This is a genomic window from Pseudomonas sp. Pf153, assembly GCF_001269775.1.
Classification (GTDB): Bacteria; Pseudomonadota; Gammaproteobacteria; order Pseudomonadales; family Pseudomonadaceae; genus Aquipseudomonas; species Aquipseudomonas uvaldensis.
Genome location: NZ_LHVL01000013.1, coordinates 205,118 through 222,445 on the forward strand (window position 1 = coordinate 205,118; position 17,328 = coordinate 222,445).

The following is a 17,328-nucleotide window of genomic DNA, read 5'->3' on the forward strand; positions in this document are numbered from 1 at the left end:
AAAGCGATACGTAAACCCAAGGTAAATTGCCGGTAAAGGCGCTTTGCTAAATCCCTGCCAGTGCTTATCGTTCAGCCTCCTGTAAAAGAAGCCCACGCGTCCAATGGTCGATCATTCCATGCAATCCTCTGCTCCCCGCAATTCCCGCCGCTGGCTGTTCAGCCTGTTCATCGTATTGGTCGTGGCGGTGCTGGCCTGGAAATTCTGGCCCGCCGGCACGGATCCCAAACAAGGGGCGGGGCAGAAAGCCGCGCAGGGGAACGCGGGGCGTTCAGGCAGCATGCGTCCTGGCTTCGGAGGGGCCACGGGGCCGGTGCCGGTCCGGGTGGCGCCGGCAGTCACGGGTGACTTCCCGCTGTACTACAAGGCGCTGGGCACGGTCACGGCCCTCAATACCATCAACGTGCGCAGCCGGGTGGGCGGTGAACTGGTCAGGATCGCCTTTGAAGAAGGGCAGATGGTCAAAGCCGGGGACCTGCTGGCCGAAATCGATCCGCGTCCGTACCAGAATGCCTTGCTCCAGGCCGAAGGCACGCTGTTGCAGAACCAGGCACAGTTGAAGAACGCCCTGGTCGATCTCGAACGCTATCGCGGGCTGTATGCCGAAGACAGCATCGCCAAGCAGACGCTGGATACCGCCGCCGCGTTGGTGGGCCAATACCAGGGCACTGTCAAGACCAATCAAGCCGCGGTCAACGACGCCAGGCTCAACCTTGAATTCACCAAGATCCGCGCACCGATTTCCGGCCGCGTCGGCCTGCGGCAGCTGGACGTCGGCAACCTGGTGGCGGCCAACGACACCACAGCCCTGGCGGTCATTACCCAGACCCAACCCATCAGCGTTGTCTTCACCCTGCCGGAAAACAGTCTCGATACCGTGCTCGCCCGTTACCGCGGCGGGGCGAAGCTGCCTGTCGAGGCCTGGGACCGTGGCGATGCGAAGCTCCAGGCCAGCGGCGTGCTGCAGAGCCTGGACAACCAGATCGACATCACCACCGGCACCCTGAAATTCAAGGCCCGCTACGATAACCGCGAGCAATCGCTGTTTCCCAACCAGTTCGTCAACGTCCGCCTGTTGGCCGACACCCTCAAGGGCGTGGTCCTGGCGCCGACCGCGGCCATTCAATTCGGCACCAATGGCACCTTCGTCTATGCCTTGGATGGCGACCGGAAAGTCACCATCAAACCGTTGAAGACCGGCCCCAGCGACGGTGAGAACACTGTGGTCACCGAGGGGCTGGCCGCCGGCGACCGGGTGGTGCTCGAAGGCACTGACCGTCTGAAGGAGGGCAGCGAAGTGGAGGTGGTCAACGACAGCCAGGACGTGCCGACCACGCCGACCGAGCACCTGCAGGGCAAGCCTGCCGCAGCCCCGGCTGAGCCGGCGGCCGCCGACAAGGCGAAAAAGGGCGCCGCATGAACCTTTCGCGGCTGTTCATCCTTCGTCCTGTCGCCACTACCCTGAGCATGCTGGCCATCGTCCTGGCCGGCCTGATCGCCTATCGACTGCTGCCGGTGTCGGCATTGCCCCAGGTCGATTATCCGACCATCCGGGTGATGACCCTGTACCCGGGCGCCAGCCCCGACGTGATGACCAGCGCCGTGACCGCGCCTCTGGAGCGTCAGTTCGGGCAGATGCCGGGCCTGACGCAGATGGCTTCCACCAGCTCCGGTGGTGCATCGGTGATTACCCTGCGCTTCAACCTCGAGACCAACATGGACGTCGCCGAGCAGCAGGTTCAGGCGGCGATCAACGCGGCGACCAACCTGCTGCCCGACGATCTGCCGGCACCGCCGGTGTACAACAAGGTCAACCCGGCGGATACCCCGGTGCTGACCCTGGCGATTACCTCCAAGACCATGCTGCTGCCCAAGCTCAATGACCTGGTGGACACGCGCATGGCGCAGAAGATCGCCCAGATCAACGGCGTGGGCATGGTCACCATCGCCGGTGGCCAGCGCCAGGCCGTGCGGATCAAGGTCAATCCCGAAGCCCTGGCGGCCAACGGCCTGAACCTGGCGGATGTGCGCACCCTGATCGGTGCCTCCAACGTCAATCAGCCCAAGGGCAACTTCGACGGGCCGACGCGGGTTTCGATGCTCGATGCCAATGACCAGTTGACCTCGCCCAAGGACTACGCCGAACTGATCCTGGCCTACGCCAACGGGGCGCCGTTGCGGCTCAAGGACGTGGCACAGATCGTCGACGGTGCCGAAAACGAGCGCCTTGCGGCCTGGGCCAACGAAAACCAGGCGGTGTTGCTGAACATCCAGCGCCAGCCGGGGGCCAACGTCATCGAAGTGGTGGACCGGATCAAGGCCCTGTTGCCCAGCATCACCGACAACCTGCCGGCCGGGCTGGACGTCACCGTGCTGACCGACCGCACCCAGACCATCCGCGCCTCGGTCACCGACGTACAGCATGAGTTGCTGATTGCCATCGCCCTGGTGGTCATGGTGACGTTCCTGTTCCTGCGCCGTTTCAGCGCGACCATCATCCCATCCGTGGCCGTGCCGCTGTCGCTGATCGGTACTTTCGGGGTGATGTACCTGGCCGGATTCTCCATCAACAACCTGACGCTGATGGCCCTGACCATCGCCACCGGTTTCGTGGTGGACGATGCCATCGTCATGCTGGAGAACATCGCCCGCTACATCGAAGAGGGCGACAGTCCCTTGCAGGCTGCGCTCAAGGGCGCGAAGCAAATCGGTTTCACTCTGGTGTCCCTGACGCTGTCGCTGATCGCGGTGCTGATCCCGCTGCTGTTCATGGCCGACGTGGTGGGGCGGTTGTTCCGGGAGTTCGCCATCACCCTGGCGGTGGCGATCCTGATTTCCCTGGTGGTGTCCCTGACCCTCACGCCGATGATGTGTGCACGCTTGCTCAAGCGTGAGCCCAAGGAGCAACAACAGGGCCGTTTCTATCGAGCCAGTGGTGCCTGGATCGACTGGCTGATCGCCGCCTATGGCCGAAAGTTGCAGTGGGTCCTCAAACATCAGCCCCTGACCTTGCTGGTGGCGGTGGGCAGTCTCGTCTTGACGGTGGTGCTGTACCTGGTCGTGCCCAAGGGTTTCTTCCCGGTGCAGGATACCGGCGTGATCCAGGGCATTTCCGAGGCGCCGCAGTCGATTTCCTTTGCTGCCATGAGCGAGCGCCAGCAGCAACTGGCAAAAGTCATCCTCGCCGATCCGGCAGTGCAGAGCCTGTCCTCGTACATTGGCGTGGACGGTGACAACGCCACGCTCAACAGCGGTCGCATGCTGATCAACCTCAAGCCCCACAGCGAACGGGACGACAGCGCCAGCCAGATCATTGCCCGCCTGCAGCCGCAACTGGATCACCTGGTGGGTATTCGCCTGTTCATGCAACCGGTGCAGGACCTGACGATCGAAGACCGGGTCAGTCGTACCCAGTACCAGTTCAGCCTGTCGTCGCCGGACGCCGAACTGCTCACCCTCTGGAGCGGTCGGCTCGCAGAGGCCCTGGCCGGCCAGCCGGAGCTGACCGATGTCACCAGCGATTTGCAGGACAAGGGTTTGCAGGTCTATCTGGTGATCGACCGCGACGCCGCCTCGCGCCTGGGGGTGTCGGTGTCGAATATCACCGATGCCCTGTATGACGCATTCGGCCAGCGGCAGATTTCCACCATCTACACCCAGGCCAGCCAGTACCGCGTGGTCTTGCAGGCCCAGGCAGGGGAGCGGATCGGGCCACAGGCGCTGGACCAGATCCACGTCAAGACCACGGAAGGTGGACAGGTGCGCCTGTCGAGCCTGGCGCGGGTCGAGGAGCGTCAGGCACAGTTGGCGATTGCCCACATCGGCCAGTTTCCGGCGGTGATGATGTCGTTCAACCTCGCCCCGGGCGTGGCCCTGGGGCATGCCGTGGACGTGATCGAAAAGGTTCAGCAGGACATCGGCATGCCGGTGGGCGTACAGACCGAGTTCCAGGGCGCGGCCCAGGCGTTCCAGGCGTCGCTGTCGAGCACCTTGCTGCTGATCCTGGCGGCGGTGGTGACCATGTACATTGTGCTGGGCGTGCTCTATGAGAGCTACATCCACCCGATCACGATTCTTTCCACCTTGCCGTCGGCGGCCATCGGTGCCTTGCTGGCGTTGATCCTCAGCGGTAATGACCTGGGCATGATCGCGATCATCGGCATCATCCTGCTGATTGGCATCGTCAAGAAGAACGCGATCATGATGATCGACTTTGCCCTCGACGCGGAGCGCAACCAGGGCGTGGACCCGCAGACAGCCATCTACCAGGCCGCGTTGCTGCGCTTCCGGCCGATCCTGATGACGACCCTGGCGGCCCTGTTCGGCGCGGTGCCGCTGATGCTCGCCACCGGCTCCGGCGCGGAGTTGCGCCAGCCCCTGGGCCTGGTGATGGTGGGGGGGCTGTTGGTCAGCCAGGTGCTGACGCTCTTCACGACGCCTGTTATCTACCTGGCCTTTGATCGGTTGGGGCGCAGATTCGCCAAGCCTGACGTAAAAGAGGTGGCGGTATGACGGCGGCGAGCGCAGCTTCAAGCGGTGAGCTACAAACTTCAAGAGAAGAGAAGGTACAGCGCTCGCTTTTAGCTTGCCGCTTGCCGCTCGAAGCTTGGAGCTATCGCCCATGAACCTTTCCGGGCCCTTCATCCGCCGTCCGGTGGCGACCATGCTCCTGAGTCTGGCGATCATGCTGCTCGGCGGCATGAGCTTCGGCCTGCTGCCGGTTTCGCCATTGCCGCAGATGGATTTCCCGGTGATCGTGGTCCAGGCCAACTTGCCGGGTGCCAGTCCGGAGGTGATGGCTTCGACAGTGGCAACGCCGCTTGAACGATCCTTCGGCGCCATCGCCGGGGTCAATACCATGAGCAGCCGCTCCAGCCAGGGTTCCACCCGGGTGATCCTGCAATTCGACCTGGACCGCGATATCAACGGTGCGGCCAGGGAAGTTCAAGCGGCGATCAATGCCTCGCGCAACCTGCTGCCCAGCGGCATGCGCAGTATGCCGACCTACAAGAAGGTCAACCCGTCCCAGGCGCCGGTCATGGTGCTGTCGCTGACATCCGATGTCCTGGAGAAGGGCCAGCTCTACGACCTGGCGTCCACCATCCTGTCCCAGAGCCTGTCCCAGGTGTCGGGGGTCGGAGAGGTGCAGATCGGTGGCAGTTCCCTGCCGGCGGTGCGGATCGAACTGGAGCCGCAGTTGCTCAACCAGTACGGCGTGGCACTGGACGACGTGCGCAAGGCCATCGCCGACAGCAACGTGCGCAGGCCCAAAGGGTCGGTCGAAGATGATCAGCGCATGTGGCAGATCCAGGCCAACGACCAGCTGGAAAAGGCCAAGGACTACGAAACCCTGGTCATCCGTTACCAGGACGGCTCGGTGTTGAGGCTCAAGGACGTGGCGAAAGTCACTGACGGTGTCGAGGACCGCTACAACAGCGGCTTCTTCAATAACGATGCCGCCGTGCTGTTGGTGATCAACCGCCAGGCGGGGGCCAACATCATCGAGACGGTCAACGAGATCAAGGCGCAACTGCCGGCGTTGCAGGCCGTATTGCCGGCCAGCGTCAAGCTGAACCTGGCCATGGACCGTTCTCCAGTGATCAAGGCCACCTTGCACGAAGCGGAGATGACCCTGTTGATCGCCGTGGCCCTGGTGGTGCTGGTGGTGTTCCTGTTTCTCGGCAACTTTCGCGCCTCGCTGATCCCGACCCTGGCGGTGCCGGTGTCGCTGGTGGGCACCTTTGCGGTGATGTACCTCTACGGCTTCTCGCTGAACAACCTGTCGTTGATGGCGCTGATACTTGCCACCGGCCTGGTGGTGGACGACGCCATCGTCGTACTGGAGAACATCTCCCGGCACATCGACGAAGGGGTGCCACCCATGCAGGCGGCGTACCTCGGCGCGAAAGAAGTGGGTTTCACCCTGTTGTCGATGAATGCCTCGCTGGTGGCGGTGTTCCTGTCGATCCTGTTCATGGGCGGTATCGTCGAGAGCCTGTTCCGGGAGTTTTCCATCACCCTGGCGGCGGCCATCGTAGTCTCGCTGGTGGTCTCCCTGACCCTTACGCCGATGCTTTGTGCCCGCTGGCTCAAGCCCCATGAGCCAGGGCAGGAAAACCGCTTGCAACGCACCAGCCGGCGTCTCAACGACTGGATGGTCAGCGGCTATGCCACCAGCCTGGACTGGGTACTGCGCCATCGTCGCCTGACGTTGCTGAGTCTGTTGGTGACCGTCGGCGTGAACATCGCACTGTACGTGGTGGTACCGAAGACCTTCATGCCGCAGCAGGACACTGGCCAATTGATCGGTTTCGTGCGTGGTGACGACGGGCTGTCGTTCAGCGTGATGCAGCCGAAGATGGAAGTCTTCCGGCGCGCTGTGCTCAAGGACGACGCGGTGCAGAGCGTGGCCGGCTTCATCGGCGGCAACAACGGCACTAACAACGCCTTCATGCTGGTGCGTCTGAAACCGATCAAGGAGCGGTCTATTTCTGCCCAGAAAGTCATCGAGCGCCTGCGCAAGGAAATGCCCAAGGTCCCTGGTGCCCAGTTGATGCTGATGGCCGACCAGGATTTGCAGTTCGGTGGCGGCCGCGAACAGACGACTTCGCAATATTCCTACATCCTGCAAAGCGCCGACCTGGCGTCTCTGCGTGAGTGGTATCCCAAGGTCGTGGCGGCGTTCAGGGCCTTGCCGGAACTGACCGCCATCGATGCCCGGGACGGCGGCGGTGCCCAGCAGGTGACGCTGGTGGTGGATCGTGACCAGGCCAAGCGCCTGGGCATCGACATGGCAATGGTTACCACCGTGCTGAACAACGCCTACAGCCAGCGGCAGATTTCCACCATCTACGACAGCCTGAACCAGTATCAGGTGGTGATGGAGGTCAATCCCAAGTATGCCCAGGACCCGAACACCCTCGAGCAGGTCCAGGTGATCACCGCCGATGGCGCACGGGTGCCCCTGTCGACCATTGCCCATTATGAGAACAGCCTGGAAGCCGATCGGGTCAGCCATGAGGGCCAGTTCGCGTCCGAGGGGATTTCCTTCGACATGGCCGAAGGCGTGACGGTGGAGCAGGGCACGGCGGCCATCGAACGGGCCATCGCCAGGCTCGGCATGCCGGAAGACGTCATCGCGAAGATGGCCGGTACCGCCGATGCGTTCGCGGCCACCCAGAAGGGCCAGCCGCTCATGATCCTTGGAGCGCTGCTGGCGGTGTACCTGGTGCTGGGGGTGCTGTACGAGAGCTACATTCATCCGCTGACGATCCTGTCCACCTTGCCGTCGGCCGGTGTCGGTGCACTGCTCTCGATCTATGTGCTGGGCGAGGAGTTCAGCCTGATTTCCCTGTTGGGGTTGTTCCTGTTGATTGGCGTGGTGAAGAAGAACGCGATCCTGATGATCGACCTGGCGCTGCAACTGGAGCGTGGCGGGCTGGCGCCGCAGGAGTCGATTCGCAGTGCCTGCCTGCTGCGCTTGCGGCCGATCCTGATGACCACCCTGGCGGCGATTCTCGGTGCCTTGCCCTTGCTGATCGGCGGCGCCGAGGGCTCGGAAATGCGCCAGCCGTTGGGCCTGACCATTATTGGCGGGCTGGTGTTCAGCCAAGTCCTGACCCTCTACACCACGCCGGTGGTTTACCTCTATCTCGACAAGCTGCGCCATCGTTTCAACCGCTGGCGTGGCGTGCGTACCGATGCTGCCCTGGAAACTCCGCTATGACCGACCGTTCGCTTTTCAACCTTGTCGCACCGCTGGCGACCGCCCGGGGCTCCCGGGCGTTGAGCCTGGCGCTGTGCGTGGCGATGCTCAGCGCCTGCGCCATCGGCCCGGACTACCAGCGCCCAGCTGCTGCGGAGCCGGCGCAATACAAAGAGGCCCAGGGCTGGCGCCAGGCCAACCCCAGCGACGCACTGGCCCGTGGTGCCTGGTGGGAGCTGTACGGTGACAAGCAACTCAATGAGTTGGTGGAAAAGCTCAACACTTCCAACCAGACCGTGGCCCAGGCCGAAGCCCAGTACCGCCAGGCCCAGGCCCTGGCGCGCAGTGCCCGTGGTGCCTTCTTCCCGACGGTGGACCTGACCGTCGGCAAGAACCGCTCCAGCCAGGGCACCGGCAGCAGCAGTTCGAGCCTGAGCAGCTCGGCCAGCGGTATCCGCGATACCTACAGCGCCCAGGCCGGGGTGAGCTGGGAAGCAGACGTCTGGGGCAAGCTGCGCCGTACCCTGGAGGCCAACGAAGCCAGTGCCCAGGCCAGTTACGCTGATCTGGCCGCGATGCGCCTGAGCCAGCAGTCGGAACTGGTGCAGAACTACCTGCAATTGCGGGTGATCGATGAGCAAAAGCGCTTGCTGCAAGCCACGCTGGAAAACTACCAGCGTTCGCTGAAAATGACCGAGAACCAGTACCGTGCCGGTGTATCGGGCAAGGATGCGGTGGCCCAGGCCCAGAATCAGCTCAAAACCACCCAGGGCGACCTGATCGACTTGATCTGGCAGCGTGCCCAATTCGAAAACGCCATTGCTGTGCTGATGGGCTTGCCGCCGGCTGAATTCAACCTGGCCGAAACCCGGGACATCCCGGCGTTGCCGCAGATTCCGGTGGCACTGCCGTCGCAATTGCTCGAGCGCCGCCCGGACATTGCCTCGGCCGAGCGCTCGGTCATGGCCGCGAACGCCAACATCGGCGTGGCCAAGGCGGCGTATTACCCGGACCTGACGCTGAGCCTGAGCGGGGGCTATAGCAGCAGTACCTACGATAACTGGATCAGTGTGCCGAATCGCTTCTGGTCAGTGGGCCCGCAACTGGCGATGACCCTGTTCGACGGCGGACAGCGCTCGGCGGAGGTCGACCGCACCGTCGCGGCCTATGACCAGACCGTCGCCACCTATCGCCAGACCGTGCTCGACGGGTTCCGCGAGGTGGAAAACTACATGATCCAACTCAAGGTGCTGGAAGACGAAGCCCGCGTGCGCCAGGAAGCCCTCGACGCCGCCCGCGAATCCTTGCGCCTGACCCAGAACCAGTACAAGGCCGGGCTCATTGCCTACCTGGACGTGGTCACGGTCCAGGCCACTGCCTTGAGCAACGAGCGCAGTGTGCTGAGCCTGCAACAGAGCCGGCTGATCGCCAGCGTGCAACTGATCGCCGCGTTGGGTGGGGGTTGGGATGGGCAGTTACAGGCACAGGAACAACCCTGATCTGAACAGGGTCTTGTGGCGAGGTGATTTATCCCCTCGCCACAAGATTCTCCTTGGGTTGCCTGGCGGCCAGGTCCCGTTTTTGGCCGATGCACTGTCTACGACCTGTCGTAATGCCTTGCTATAGTTCAGGCCTCTTCCCAGCCGGTAAAGGATCACTGCCATGTCGCAATACCAAGCGTTCAACGTCGAACTCGCGGACAACATCGCCCATGTGCAGATCAATCGCCCGGACAAGATCAATGCGATGAACGCGGCGTTCTGGAGCGAGATCATCGAGATTTTCCAATGGGTCGACGACACCGATGAAGTGCGGGTGGTGGTATTGAGCGGGGCCGGCAAACATTTTTCCTCGGGCATCGACCTGATGATGTTGGCCGGCGTGGCCAATGAACTGGGCAAGGATGTGGGACGCAACGCGCGCGTGCTGCGGCGCAAGATCCTGCAACTGCAAGCCTCGTTCAATGCGGTGGACAATTGCCGCAAACCGGTGCTCGCCGCGGTCCAGGGTTACTGCCTGGGCGGGGCCATCGACCTGATCTCCGCCTGCGACATGCGCTATGCCGCCGAGGATGCCCAGTTCTCCATCAAGGAGATCGATATCGGCATGGCGGCCGATGTTGGCACATTGCAACGCTTGCCCCGGATCATCGGGGACGGCATGCTGCGTGAACTCGCTTATACGGGGCGTACGTTCGGTGCCGACGAAGCACGCAGCATCGGCCTGGTCAATCGCGTCTATGCAGACACCGCCAGCCTGCTCGACGGCGTCATGGGTATCGCCCGGGACATCGCCGCCAAGTCGCCGATTGCCGTGACCGGCACCAAGGAAATGATCAGCTACATGCGCGATCACCGCATCGACGACGGGTTGGAATACGTCGCCACCTGGAACGCCGCCATGTTGCAATCGACCGACCTGCGCGTGGCCATGGCCGCCCATATGAGCAAACAGAAACCCGAATTTCTGGATTGACCATCATGATTCCACGCTGGAGCACCGCAGTACTCGATACCGATCTGGCGGGCGGCTGGGCCGTGGCCCGCAGCCCGGAAGGCTTTTTGTTCGACGACAACGGCCCGCTGTTTCCGCGCGAATGGCTCAAGCGCCAGGACCTCTCGGTGCTCGCCGAGCACGGCATCGGCCACCTGGACGGCGAGCCGGTCTACCTGCTGGAGCTACACAGCCCCCTGGATATTCCCGGTTGCAACTGGAAAGGCCTGCGGGCCTTTATGCTGGAGGATGACCACACGCTCTACAAGGTGCTGGGCTATGCGGCGCAGATCGGCACCTGGGCTAGGGAACACCGTTTCTGCGGCAGTTGCGGCAAGCGCATGGTCCAGATTCCCTTGGAGCGGGCAATGTATTGCGACGTCTGCGACCTGCGGCATTACCCGCGATTGTCGCCGAGCATGATCGTGCTGATCACCCGGGGCGATGAGGTCCTGCTGGCCCGTTCGCCGCGCTTCGTCACCGGTATCTACAGCACCCTGGCGGGGTTTGCCGAGCCGGGCGAGTCGGCCGAGGATTGCCTGATCCGGGAGGTGCGGGAGGAAGTCAGCATCGAGGTGAAGAACATCCAGTACGTGGGCAGCCAATGCTGGCCGTTCCCTCATTCGATGATGCTGGGTTTCCATGCCGAATATGCCGGCGGTGAAATCGTGTGCCAGGAAGAAGAAATCGAGGATGCCCGATGGTTCAGCATCCACGACCTGCCGCCGTTGCCGGCTTCGCGCTCGATTGCCCGTTACCTGATCGACCTCTACGTGGCGCGGCGTCTAGGCCACGCTGAACCAGTGCTGCCAGGCTAGGCGCACGGTCAGGCCCAGCACTACGGTGATGAACACCGGCCGGATGAACTTCGCGCCGCCGCTGATGGCGGTGCGAGCCCCGAAGAATGCGCCAACCATGACCGACAGGCCCATGCTCAGGCCAATGATCCAGTCCACTTGCCCGGAAAAGATGAACACCGCCAGCGCCGCGATGTTGCTGACGAAGTTCATGCTGCGAGCCACGCCGCTGGCCTTGACCAGGTCGATGGGGTAGAGCAGCAGGCTGCTGACGGTCCAGAACGCGCCAGTGCCGGGCCCCGCGACGCCATCGTAGAAGCCCAGGCTGAAGCCTTGGGATGATTGCCAGGTTTTCTTGATCGGCGCGTCGCTGTCCAGCGGTGCCTTGGGCGTGCCGCCGAACAACAGGTACAGGCCGCAGGCGAAGACGATCACCGGCAACATCTTGTTCAGCCATTCGGCAGGCAGGTAATGGGCGACGATGGCGCCGGTCAGGGCGCCGACCAATGTGCCGACGAGCGCATGGGTCCATTGCCTTGGATGGAACAGCTTGCGTCGGTAGAACGTGAAGCTGGCCGTGGCCGAGCCGAACGTCGAGCTGAGTTTGTTGGTCCCCAGCACCAGATGCGGCGGCAGTCCGGCGGTCAGCAGGGCGGGCGTGGTCAACAGGCCACCGCCCCCGGCGATGGCGTCGATGAAGCCGGCAATGAACGCGACAATGGCAAGGATGGCGAGGGTAGTGAGGTCGACGCTGAGTTCAAAAGGCATGGAATGAGCTTATTGGGCAGGTCGCAGAGGCTGCGGGGAAGGCCGGTATGTTACCTGCAATGGCGGTGGGCCGCGACTGCCGGAGCGCTCGGGCCCGATGGCTCAGACCACGCTGTCGACAATCACGTGCCGCTCCCCTCTGGAACACTGTTCGATCCTTGCCTCGACCCGGTAGATGTTGCGCAACATCTGCTCGGTAATCACCTCTTCGCTCGGGCCGCTGCCTTGCAAGGTGCCTCGGGCGATGACCAATACCTGGTCGGCGAAGCGCAGCGCCTGGTTCAGGTCATGAAGGGCGATGAACACGATCATCCCGTGCTGACGGGCGAGGCTGCGCATGAACGTCAGGACCTGGACCTGGCGGTGCATGTCCAGGGCACTGGTGGGCTCGTCCATCAGCAGGACCTCGGGCTCGCGCACCAGCGTCTGGGCAATGGACACCAGTTGTTGCTGACCGCCGCTGAGTTCGCCGAGGTTACGGAACGACAGGTCGCTGATACCCAGGGATTCGAGGATGCGATCCACCACCTGCAGTTCGTTCGCTTGCACGACCCAGCCGGGAGCCTGTTGCTTGCGGGCCAGCAGCACTGATTCGTAGACCGTCAACCGAGCGTTGGCGTTGAGGTTTTGGGGCATGTAGCAGATGCCCGCCTGGCCTTTGGTGGAACCTTCCAGGCGAACCCGGCCGGGTCCCGGGACAAGACCGGCGATGCGTTTGAACAGCGTGGATTTGCCGGCGGCGTTGGGCCCGATGACGGCGACCACTTCTCCGGCGCAAAATAAGGGCGTGTTGACATTGTCGAGGATCGATCGGCCGCCATACCCGGCGCCCAGATGCTCCAATTGAAGGGTCACCATGACTGCTTCTTCCCGCCAAGGATGAGTGAGATGAAAAACGGCACGCCGATCAGGGAGGTGACCACGCCGATGGGAAAGATCGCCCCAGGTATCAGGGTCTTGCTCACCACCGAACTGGCCGACAGGATCAGGGCGCCGGTCAGCAGCGAGGCCGGCAGGAAAAACCGTTGGTCTTCACCGATCAGCATCCGGGCGATGTGGGGGCCCACCAGGCCGATGAAGCCGATGGTGCCGACAAAGGCCACGGGAAAGGACGCCAGCAGGCTGACCATGACCAGCGTCTGCCAACGCAGCCTGCGCACGTTGATACCGAAGCTCGCGGCCTTGTCATCCCCCAGTCGCAGGGCGGTCATGGCCCAGGCGCGGCGAGCGAACAGGGGAAGCGTGACCAGAATGACCAGGCAGGTCACACCCAGTTTCGGCCAGGTGGCCTTGGTCAGGCTGCCCATTGTCCAGAACACCACGGCAGCCACGGCTTGCTCGGTCGCGAAGAATTGAACCAGCGCCAGCAATGCATTGAAGGTGAAAACCAGGGCAATGCCCAGCAGCACGATGGTTTCACTGGTCATGCCTCTGCGAAGGCTCAGTACATGAATCAACAGAGCCGAGAGCATCGCCATCAAGAACGCATTGAGCGGCACCATGTATTGAGCGATCACGGGCACCAGCGCCACGCCGAACGCAAGCCCCAGGGCAGCGCCGAAACTGGCCGCGGCGGAGAGTCCCAGGGTGAAAGGACTCGCCAGCGGGTTGTTGAGGATCGTCTGCATCTGCGCGCCGGCCAGGGAAAGGGCGGCGCCTACCGCAACGGCCATCAGGGCCACCGGCAGGCGGATGTCCCACATCACCACGCGTACCTGAGGCGCGGCGGCGTCGGGTGTAAAGAGCGCTGTGAGTACTTCTTCCAGGCCGTAGCTGGCTGGGCCAAGGGCCAGGTCCAGCAACACGCTGAACAGCAGCAACACCGTCAGCGCCGCCAGCATCAGCCGCTTTCGCCAGACTTGCTGTCGATAGATCGTACCCAGGGAGACCTCGACACGACCATTCATGGCTGGGCCTGCGCGGGTTTGAGGCTGACGAAGTAACCGGGCTCGTAGGGCAACGGCAGGAAGCGTTCATGGAATTCCCGAAACGTCGCATCGGGGTCCAGGTCGGCGAACAGATCCGGATGCAGCCACTTGGCCAACTGTTGGATGGCGATGAACTGGTAGGGGCTGTTATAGAACTGATGCCAGATCGCGTGAAAGCCCTGGGTCTGCTGGGCCTTGATACCTGCGTAGGCGGGGCGTCGGGTATACCACTGGAGTTTGCGCCGGGCCTCGGCCAGATCGGCCCCGGGACCGACTCCCACCCAATGTCCACCGGGGGCGAAAGCTTCCCAGTTGGCACTGGTGATCACGACTTGCTCCGGGTCGGCAACGATCACCTGTTCCGGGTTCAACTGGCCGAAGGTGTTGGGAATAATGGCGCTGGCGATGTTGCGGCCGCCGGCCAGCTCGACGAAGCGACCGAAATTCTCATTGCCAAAGCTCAGGCAGCAGTCTTCGGTATAGCCGCCGATGCGCTCGATGAACACCTTGGGCCTGGGCGGCTGCCTGGCCTCTAGCACATCGGTGACCCGGCGAATCTGCTGATTGCGAAAGGCGATGAACGCTTCGGCTCGGGCTTCTTCACCGAACAACTGGCCGAACAGACGCATGGTCGGTTCGGTGTTCTGCATCGGGTTGTTGCGAAAGTCCACATACACCACGGGGATGCCGAGGGCGTCGAGCTTCTCGATGTAGCGCGCATCCTCGGTCGCGTGCTGGGCTTCTACGTTGAGGATGATCACGTCCGGTTGCTGGCTGATCGCTTGCTCGATGTCGAACGTGCCGTCCTCGAAACCACCGAAGGTCGGGATTTGGGCAATGGCCGGATAGTGACGCAGATAGGCACCGTAGGTGTCCGGATCGGACTGGATCATGTCCTTGCGCCAACCGACGATGCGCCGGAGCGGATTGTCGGTGTCCAGGGCCGCCACGAGATACAGTTGGCGGCCTTCGCCGAGGATGACCCGCCGGACAGGAATGCGGACCTGGACTTGTCGGCCTTGAAGGTCGGTCACGGTGGTTTTTTGCACGGTGTCCGGGGCCGTATCGGAATAGGCAAAGCCGCTCAGCAGCAGAGCAACGGACCCCAGGCATCCTGCGATGAACGACGGGCGTGTTCGAGTACTGGATAGCATGTACGAAACCTTGTTGGCGACCGGGAACACTCAGAAATCGACCGTGGCCGAGAGCAATAAGGTACGGGGCGCGCCTTGGGAGAAGGCGCCGTAGGAAGCGACGCCGGACCAGTATTCGCGGTCGAAGACATTCTGCACCGTGGCGCGGAACGTCGTGGGTCGACCGTCGAGCACGGTGCTGTAGCGGGCGCCGGCATCGAAACGGGTCCAGGGGTCGAGCTCCCGGCTGTTGGCCTGGTCGACATATTGGCTGCCGGTGTAGATCGCGCCGCCCGTGAGGGTCACACCCTGGACCCAGGGGGTGTCCCATTCGGCCCAGAGGTTGGCCTGCACTTCCGGTACGCCCACCGGTTTGTTGCCACGATTAGCCGCGGTGCCGCTTTTGGTCAGCTCAGCGTCCAGCAGGGTGACACCGCCCAACAGGCGGGTGCCTTCGCGGACTTCGCCGAACAGGTTCAGCTCGATACCGCGGTTGCGCTGTTCACCCTCGACCGAAAAGGTATTGTTGATGAGTTCACCACTGGGTTTCTTGACCTGGAACAGCGCCAGGGTTGAGGTGAAGGTACCGTAATCGACCTTGACCCCGACTTCCTGTTGGCGGGAGATGTAGGGTTTGAAAATTTGATCGCCGTTGTTTGCCGTGCTTGGCGCGATGTCGCCCTTGCTCAGACCTTCTATGTAGTTGTAGTAAAACGACACATGCTCCCAAGGCTTGATCACTGCGCCGAACAATGGCGTGGTGGCTTCTTCATCGTAGGAAGGCGTGGTGCGGGCTCCGGTGGTGGTGTTGTAGTTATGCGATTCGACGCGTTGCTTGCGCAGGCCAAGGGTTACCTGCACTCGTTCATCCAGAATCGACATCGTATCGGCCAACGCTGCGCCGGACAGTTCGGTGTCAGAGACTTTCGCCACATCCGGCGACGCAATGGACGGCTTATCGCGTTCCACCGGGTGGTAGATGTTCGAGAACACCGGGGCACCGGAGTTAATGCCTCGGCGCAGTTCATCGCGATAGCGGCTGACCTGCACCGTCGCGCTATGGCTGACCGGACCGGTGTCAAAGCGAGCCCGGGCGCCGGCGTCCACGGTGTAGCGCTCCACCTCGAATTTGTAATAGCCGGGTGTCGAGCGAGTGTCCCCCGCGTCGTTGAGGATCATGGGCGTCTGGTCCGACAACCGGGCCACATCGGACTTGCCGCCACCGGCGTGCCCGAAGACCGTCAGGTTATCGTTCAGATCGTACTCGCCGCTGAGCAGCGCGGATTTGTCGCGAGTCTTTGACCTGGCCCATTCCTGGGTGACGTTGCTGCGTCCATTGGCGGCGGACGGTATCTCGACGCCACTGGCGATCTGGAACGGTCGGGAAGGCGCGTCCCATTCTTCTTCCTGGCTGATCAGATCCAGGCTGGTTCTGAATCTGTCCCCCTGGTAATCCAGGGAAATCGAACCGATCCCGACGTCCCGGGACTGCTTGTCGATCGCTGTGTCGCCGCCCTGGAGACTGCCGTTGACCCGCACACCGAAGCGTCGCTCCTCGCCGAAGCGACGGCTGACATCGACGTGGCCGCCAGCCTGAGTATCCATGGCGTAGCTGGCGGTGACGCGGGTCAGGTCTTCGTCCAGCGAACGTTTGGGCACGATGTTGATCACGCCACCGACGCCGCTGTTGGGCGACATGCCATACAGCAGCGCCGCCGGGCCCTTGATCACTTCGATGCGCTCGGCATATTCGGTGAATATCCGGTAGTTGGGTGCCACGCCATACACACCGTCGAACGCCAACTCGCCGAGGTTGCCTTCGCCCACCGGGAAGCCACGGATGAAGAATGAGTCGACGATGCCCCCGGTCTGTCCGGTGGAGCGCACCGAAGAGTCACGTTCCAGTACATCGGCGGCGGTCACCGCCTGCTGATCCCGCATCAAGGTCGAGGTGTAGTTGCTGACACTGAACGGGGTGTCCATCAGATCCTTGTTGCCCAGCAAGCCGACCCGACCGCCACGGGCAACCTGGCCGCCGCTGTAGACTGGCTGCAGGTCCCCCGGGCGGGTCTCGCTGGCGTTGATGGTGGTTTCCGACAGGGTCAACTCGCCGTTGGCGCCGCGCTTCTGCAAGGTGTAGCTGCCATCTTCACGCGCCACCAGGTCGAGGCCGCTGCCGGCCAGCAGCCGGGTAAACGCTTCGCGCGCAGTGAACTGGCCGGACAGGCCAGGGCTGGTCAGCCCTTGGGTCAGCGAAGGTTCGAACGACAAGGCGATACCCGCCTGCACGGCGAAGGCCGACAGCGTCGGCCCCAATGGACCGGGTTGAATGCTGTAGGACTGACTGGCGACGTTGTCCAGCGTGTTGCCCGTCGCGGCCCAGATAACCGGGCTTGAGGTCGAAATGGCAATGCTTAGCATTGCGCTGCGAATCGCCAGATTCAGCTTGCGATCCGAGCGCAGGAGGCGGGCAACGGGCATGGTGCGATGATCCTGTTCAGAGG

General features: G+C 62.8%; 11 protein-coding genes. 6 read left to right on the plus strand and 5 right to left on the minus strand.

Features of this window, described 5'->3' with window-relative positions; all coding sequences use genetic code 11:
• The first annotated feature begins 103 nt into the window (after window positions 1-103).
• The 6 genes from AD666_RS09835 to nudC all read left to right on the plus strand — a co-directional run bounded on the left by AD666_RS09835 (window position 104) and on the right by nudC (window position 11,016).
• Window positions 104-1,420 carry an MdtA/MuxA family multidrug efflux RND transporter periplasmic adaptor subunit gene (locus tag AD666_RS09835; protein WP_053150943.1) on the plus strand — a complete coding sequence of 439 codons (1,317 nt, stop codon included), beginning with the start codon at window positions 104-106 and terminating at the stop codon, window positions 1,418-1,420.
• Window positions 1,417-4,512, plus strand: coding sequence for an MdtB/MuxB family multidrug efflux RND transporter permease subunit (locus AD666_RS09840; RefSeq protein WP_053150946.1), 3,096 nt, complete (start codon window positions 1,417-1,419; stop codon window positions 4,510-4,512). Before AD666_RS09835 ends, AD666_RS09840 begins: the two co-directional genes overlap by 4 nt.
• 109 nt (window positions 4,513-4,621) lie before the next feature.
• The gene (locus AD666_RS09845; RefSeq protein ID WP_053150949.1) at window positions 4,622-7,726 is read left to right on the plus strand and encodes an efflux RND transporter permease subunit; all 3,105 of its coding nucleotides are present in this window, start codon (window positions 4,622-4,624) and stop codon (window positions 7,724-7,726) included.
• Window positions 7,723-9,204, plus strand: a complete 1,482-nt coding sequence (locus AD666_RS09850; protein ID WP_053150952.1) for an efflux transporter outer membrane subunit — start codon at window positions 7,723-7,725, stop codon at window positions 9,202-9,204. The genes AD666_RS09845 and AD666_RS09850 overlap by 4 nt, the downstream gene beginning before the upstream one ends.
• A gap of 163 nt (window positions 9,205-9,367) precedes the next feature.
• Entirely contained in the window at window positions 9,368-10,180 is an 813-nt protein-coding gene (locus tag AD666_RS09855) for a crotonase/enoyl-CoA hydratase family protein (RefSeq protein ID WP_053150953.1), read from the plus strand.
• Window positions 10,181-10,185: 5 nt separating this feature from the next.
• On the plus strand, window positions 10,186-11,016 hold the full coding sequence (gene nudC / locus AD666_RS09860) for an NAD(+) diphosphatase (protein ID WP_053150956.1): 831 nt from the start codon (window positions 10,186-10,188) through the stop codon (window positions 11,014-11,016).
• Here the strand turns inward: nudC and AD666_RS09865 are convergent.
• The 5 genes from AD666_RS09865 to AD666_RS09885 form a co-directional block, all read right to left on the minus strand.
• A complete protein-coding gene (locus tag AD666_RS09865; RefSeq protein ID WP_053150959.1) occupies window positions 10,984-11,763 on the minus strand; it encodes a TSUP family transporter in 780 nt (259 codons plus the stop codon). The genes nudC and AD666_RS09865 overlap by 33 nt on opposite strands.
• A gap of 102 nt (window positions 11,764-11,865) precedes the next feature.
• Window positions 11,866-12,621, minus strand: coding sequence for an ABC transporter ATP-binding protein (locus tag AD666_RS09870; protein WP_053150961.1), 756 nt, complete (start codon window positions 12,619-12,621; stop codon window positions 11,866-11,868).
• Complete coding sequence (locus AD666_RS09875; RefSeq protein WP_053150964.1) at window positions 12,615-13,670, minus strand: iron ABC transporter permease; 1,056 nt, start codon at window positions 13,668-13,670, stop codon at window positions 12,615-12,617. Before AD666_RS09875 ends, AD666_RS09870 begins: the two co-directional genes overlap by 7 nt.
• Window positions 13,667-14,845 (minus strand): ABC transporter substrate-binding protein, encoded by a 1,179-nt coding sequence (locus tag AD666_RS09880; protein ID WP_082339737.1) that lies wholly within the window; start codon window positions 14,843-14,845, stop codon window positions 13,667-13,669. The genes AD666_RS09875 and AD666_RS09880 overlap by 4 nt, the downstream gene beginning before the upstream one ends.
• Before the next feature lie 30 nt (window positions 14,846-14,875).
• Window positions 14,876-17,305: a TonB-dependent receptor gene (locus AD666_RS09885; RefSeq protein ID WP_053150967.1), complete on the minus strand. Its 2,430-nt coding sequence runs from the start codon at window positions 17,303-17,305 to the stop codon at window positions 14,876-14,878.
• Between the last annotated feature and the right edge of the window lie 23 nt (window positions 17,306-17,328).

Bases quoted from the DNA above. Each gene is read 5' to 3' on its own strand.
- AD666_RS09840 (WP_053150946.1), top strand. From the start codon at position 1,417: ATGAACCTTTCGCGGCTGTTCATCCTTCGTCCTGTCGCCACTACCCTG.
- AD666_RS09845 (WP_053150949.1), top strand. From the start codon at position 4,622: ATGAACCTTTCCGGGCCCTTCATCCGCCGTCCGGTGGCGACCATGCTC.
- nudC (WP_053150956.1), top strand. From the start codon at position 10,186: ATGATTCCACGCTGGAGCACCGCAGTACTCGATACCGATCTGGCGGGC.
- AD666_RS09850 (WP_053150952.1), top strand. From the start codon at position 7,723: ATGACCGACCGTTCGCTTTTCAACCTTGTCGCACCGCTGGCGACCGCC.
- AD666_RS09855 (WP_053150953.1), top strand. From the start codon at position 9,368: ATGTCGCAATACCAAGCGTTCAACGTCGAACTCGCGGACAACATCGCC.
- AD666_RS09870 (WP_053150961.1), bottom strand. From the start codon at position 12,621: ATGGTGACCCTTCAATTGGAGCATCTGGGCGCCGGGTATGGCGGCCGA.
- AD666_RS09875 (WP_053150964.1), bottom strand. From the start codon at position 13,670: ATGAATGGTCGTGTCGAGGTCTCCCTGGGTACGATCTATCGACAGCAA.
- AD666_RS09835 (WP_053150943.1), top strand. From the start codon at position 104: ATGGTCGATCATTCCATGCAATCCTCTGCTCCCCGCAATTCCCGCCGC.
- AD666_RS09865 (WP_053150959.1), bottom strand. From the start codon at position 11,763: ATGCCTTTTGAACTCAGCGTCGACCTCACTACCCTCGCCATCCTTGCC.
- AD666_RS09880 (WP_082339737.1), bottom strand. From the start codon at position 14,845: ATGCTATCCAGTACTCGAACACGCCCGTCGTTCATCGCAGGATGCCTG.
- AD666_RS09885 (WP_053150967.1), bottom strand. From the start codon at position 17,305: ATGCCCGTTGCCCGCCTCCTGCGCTCGGATCGCAAGCTGAATCTGGCG.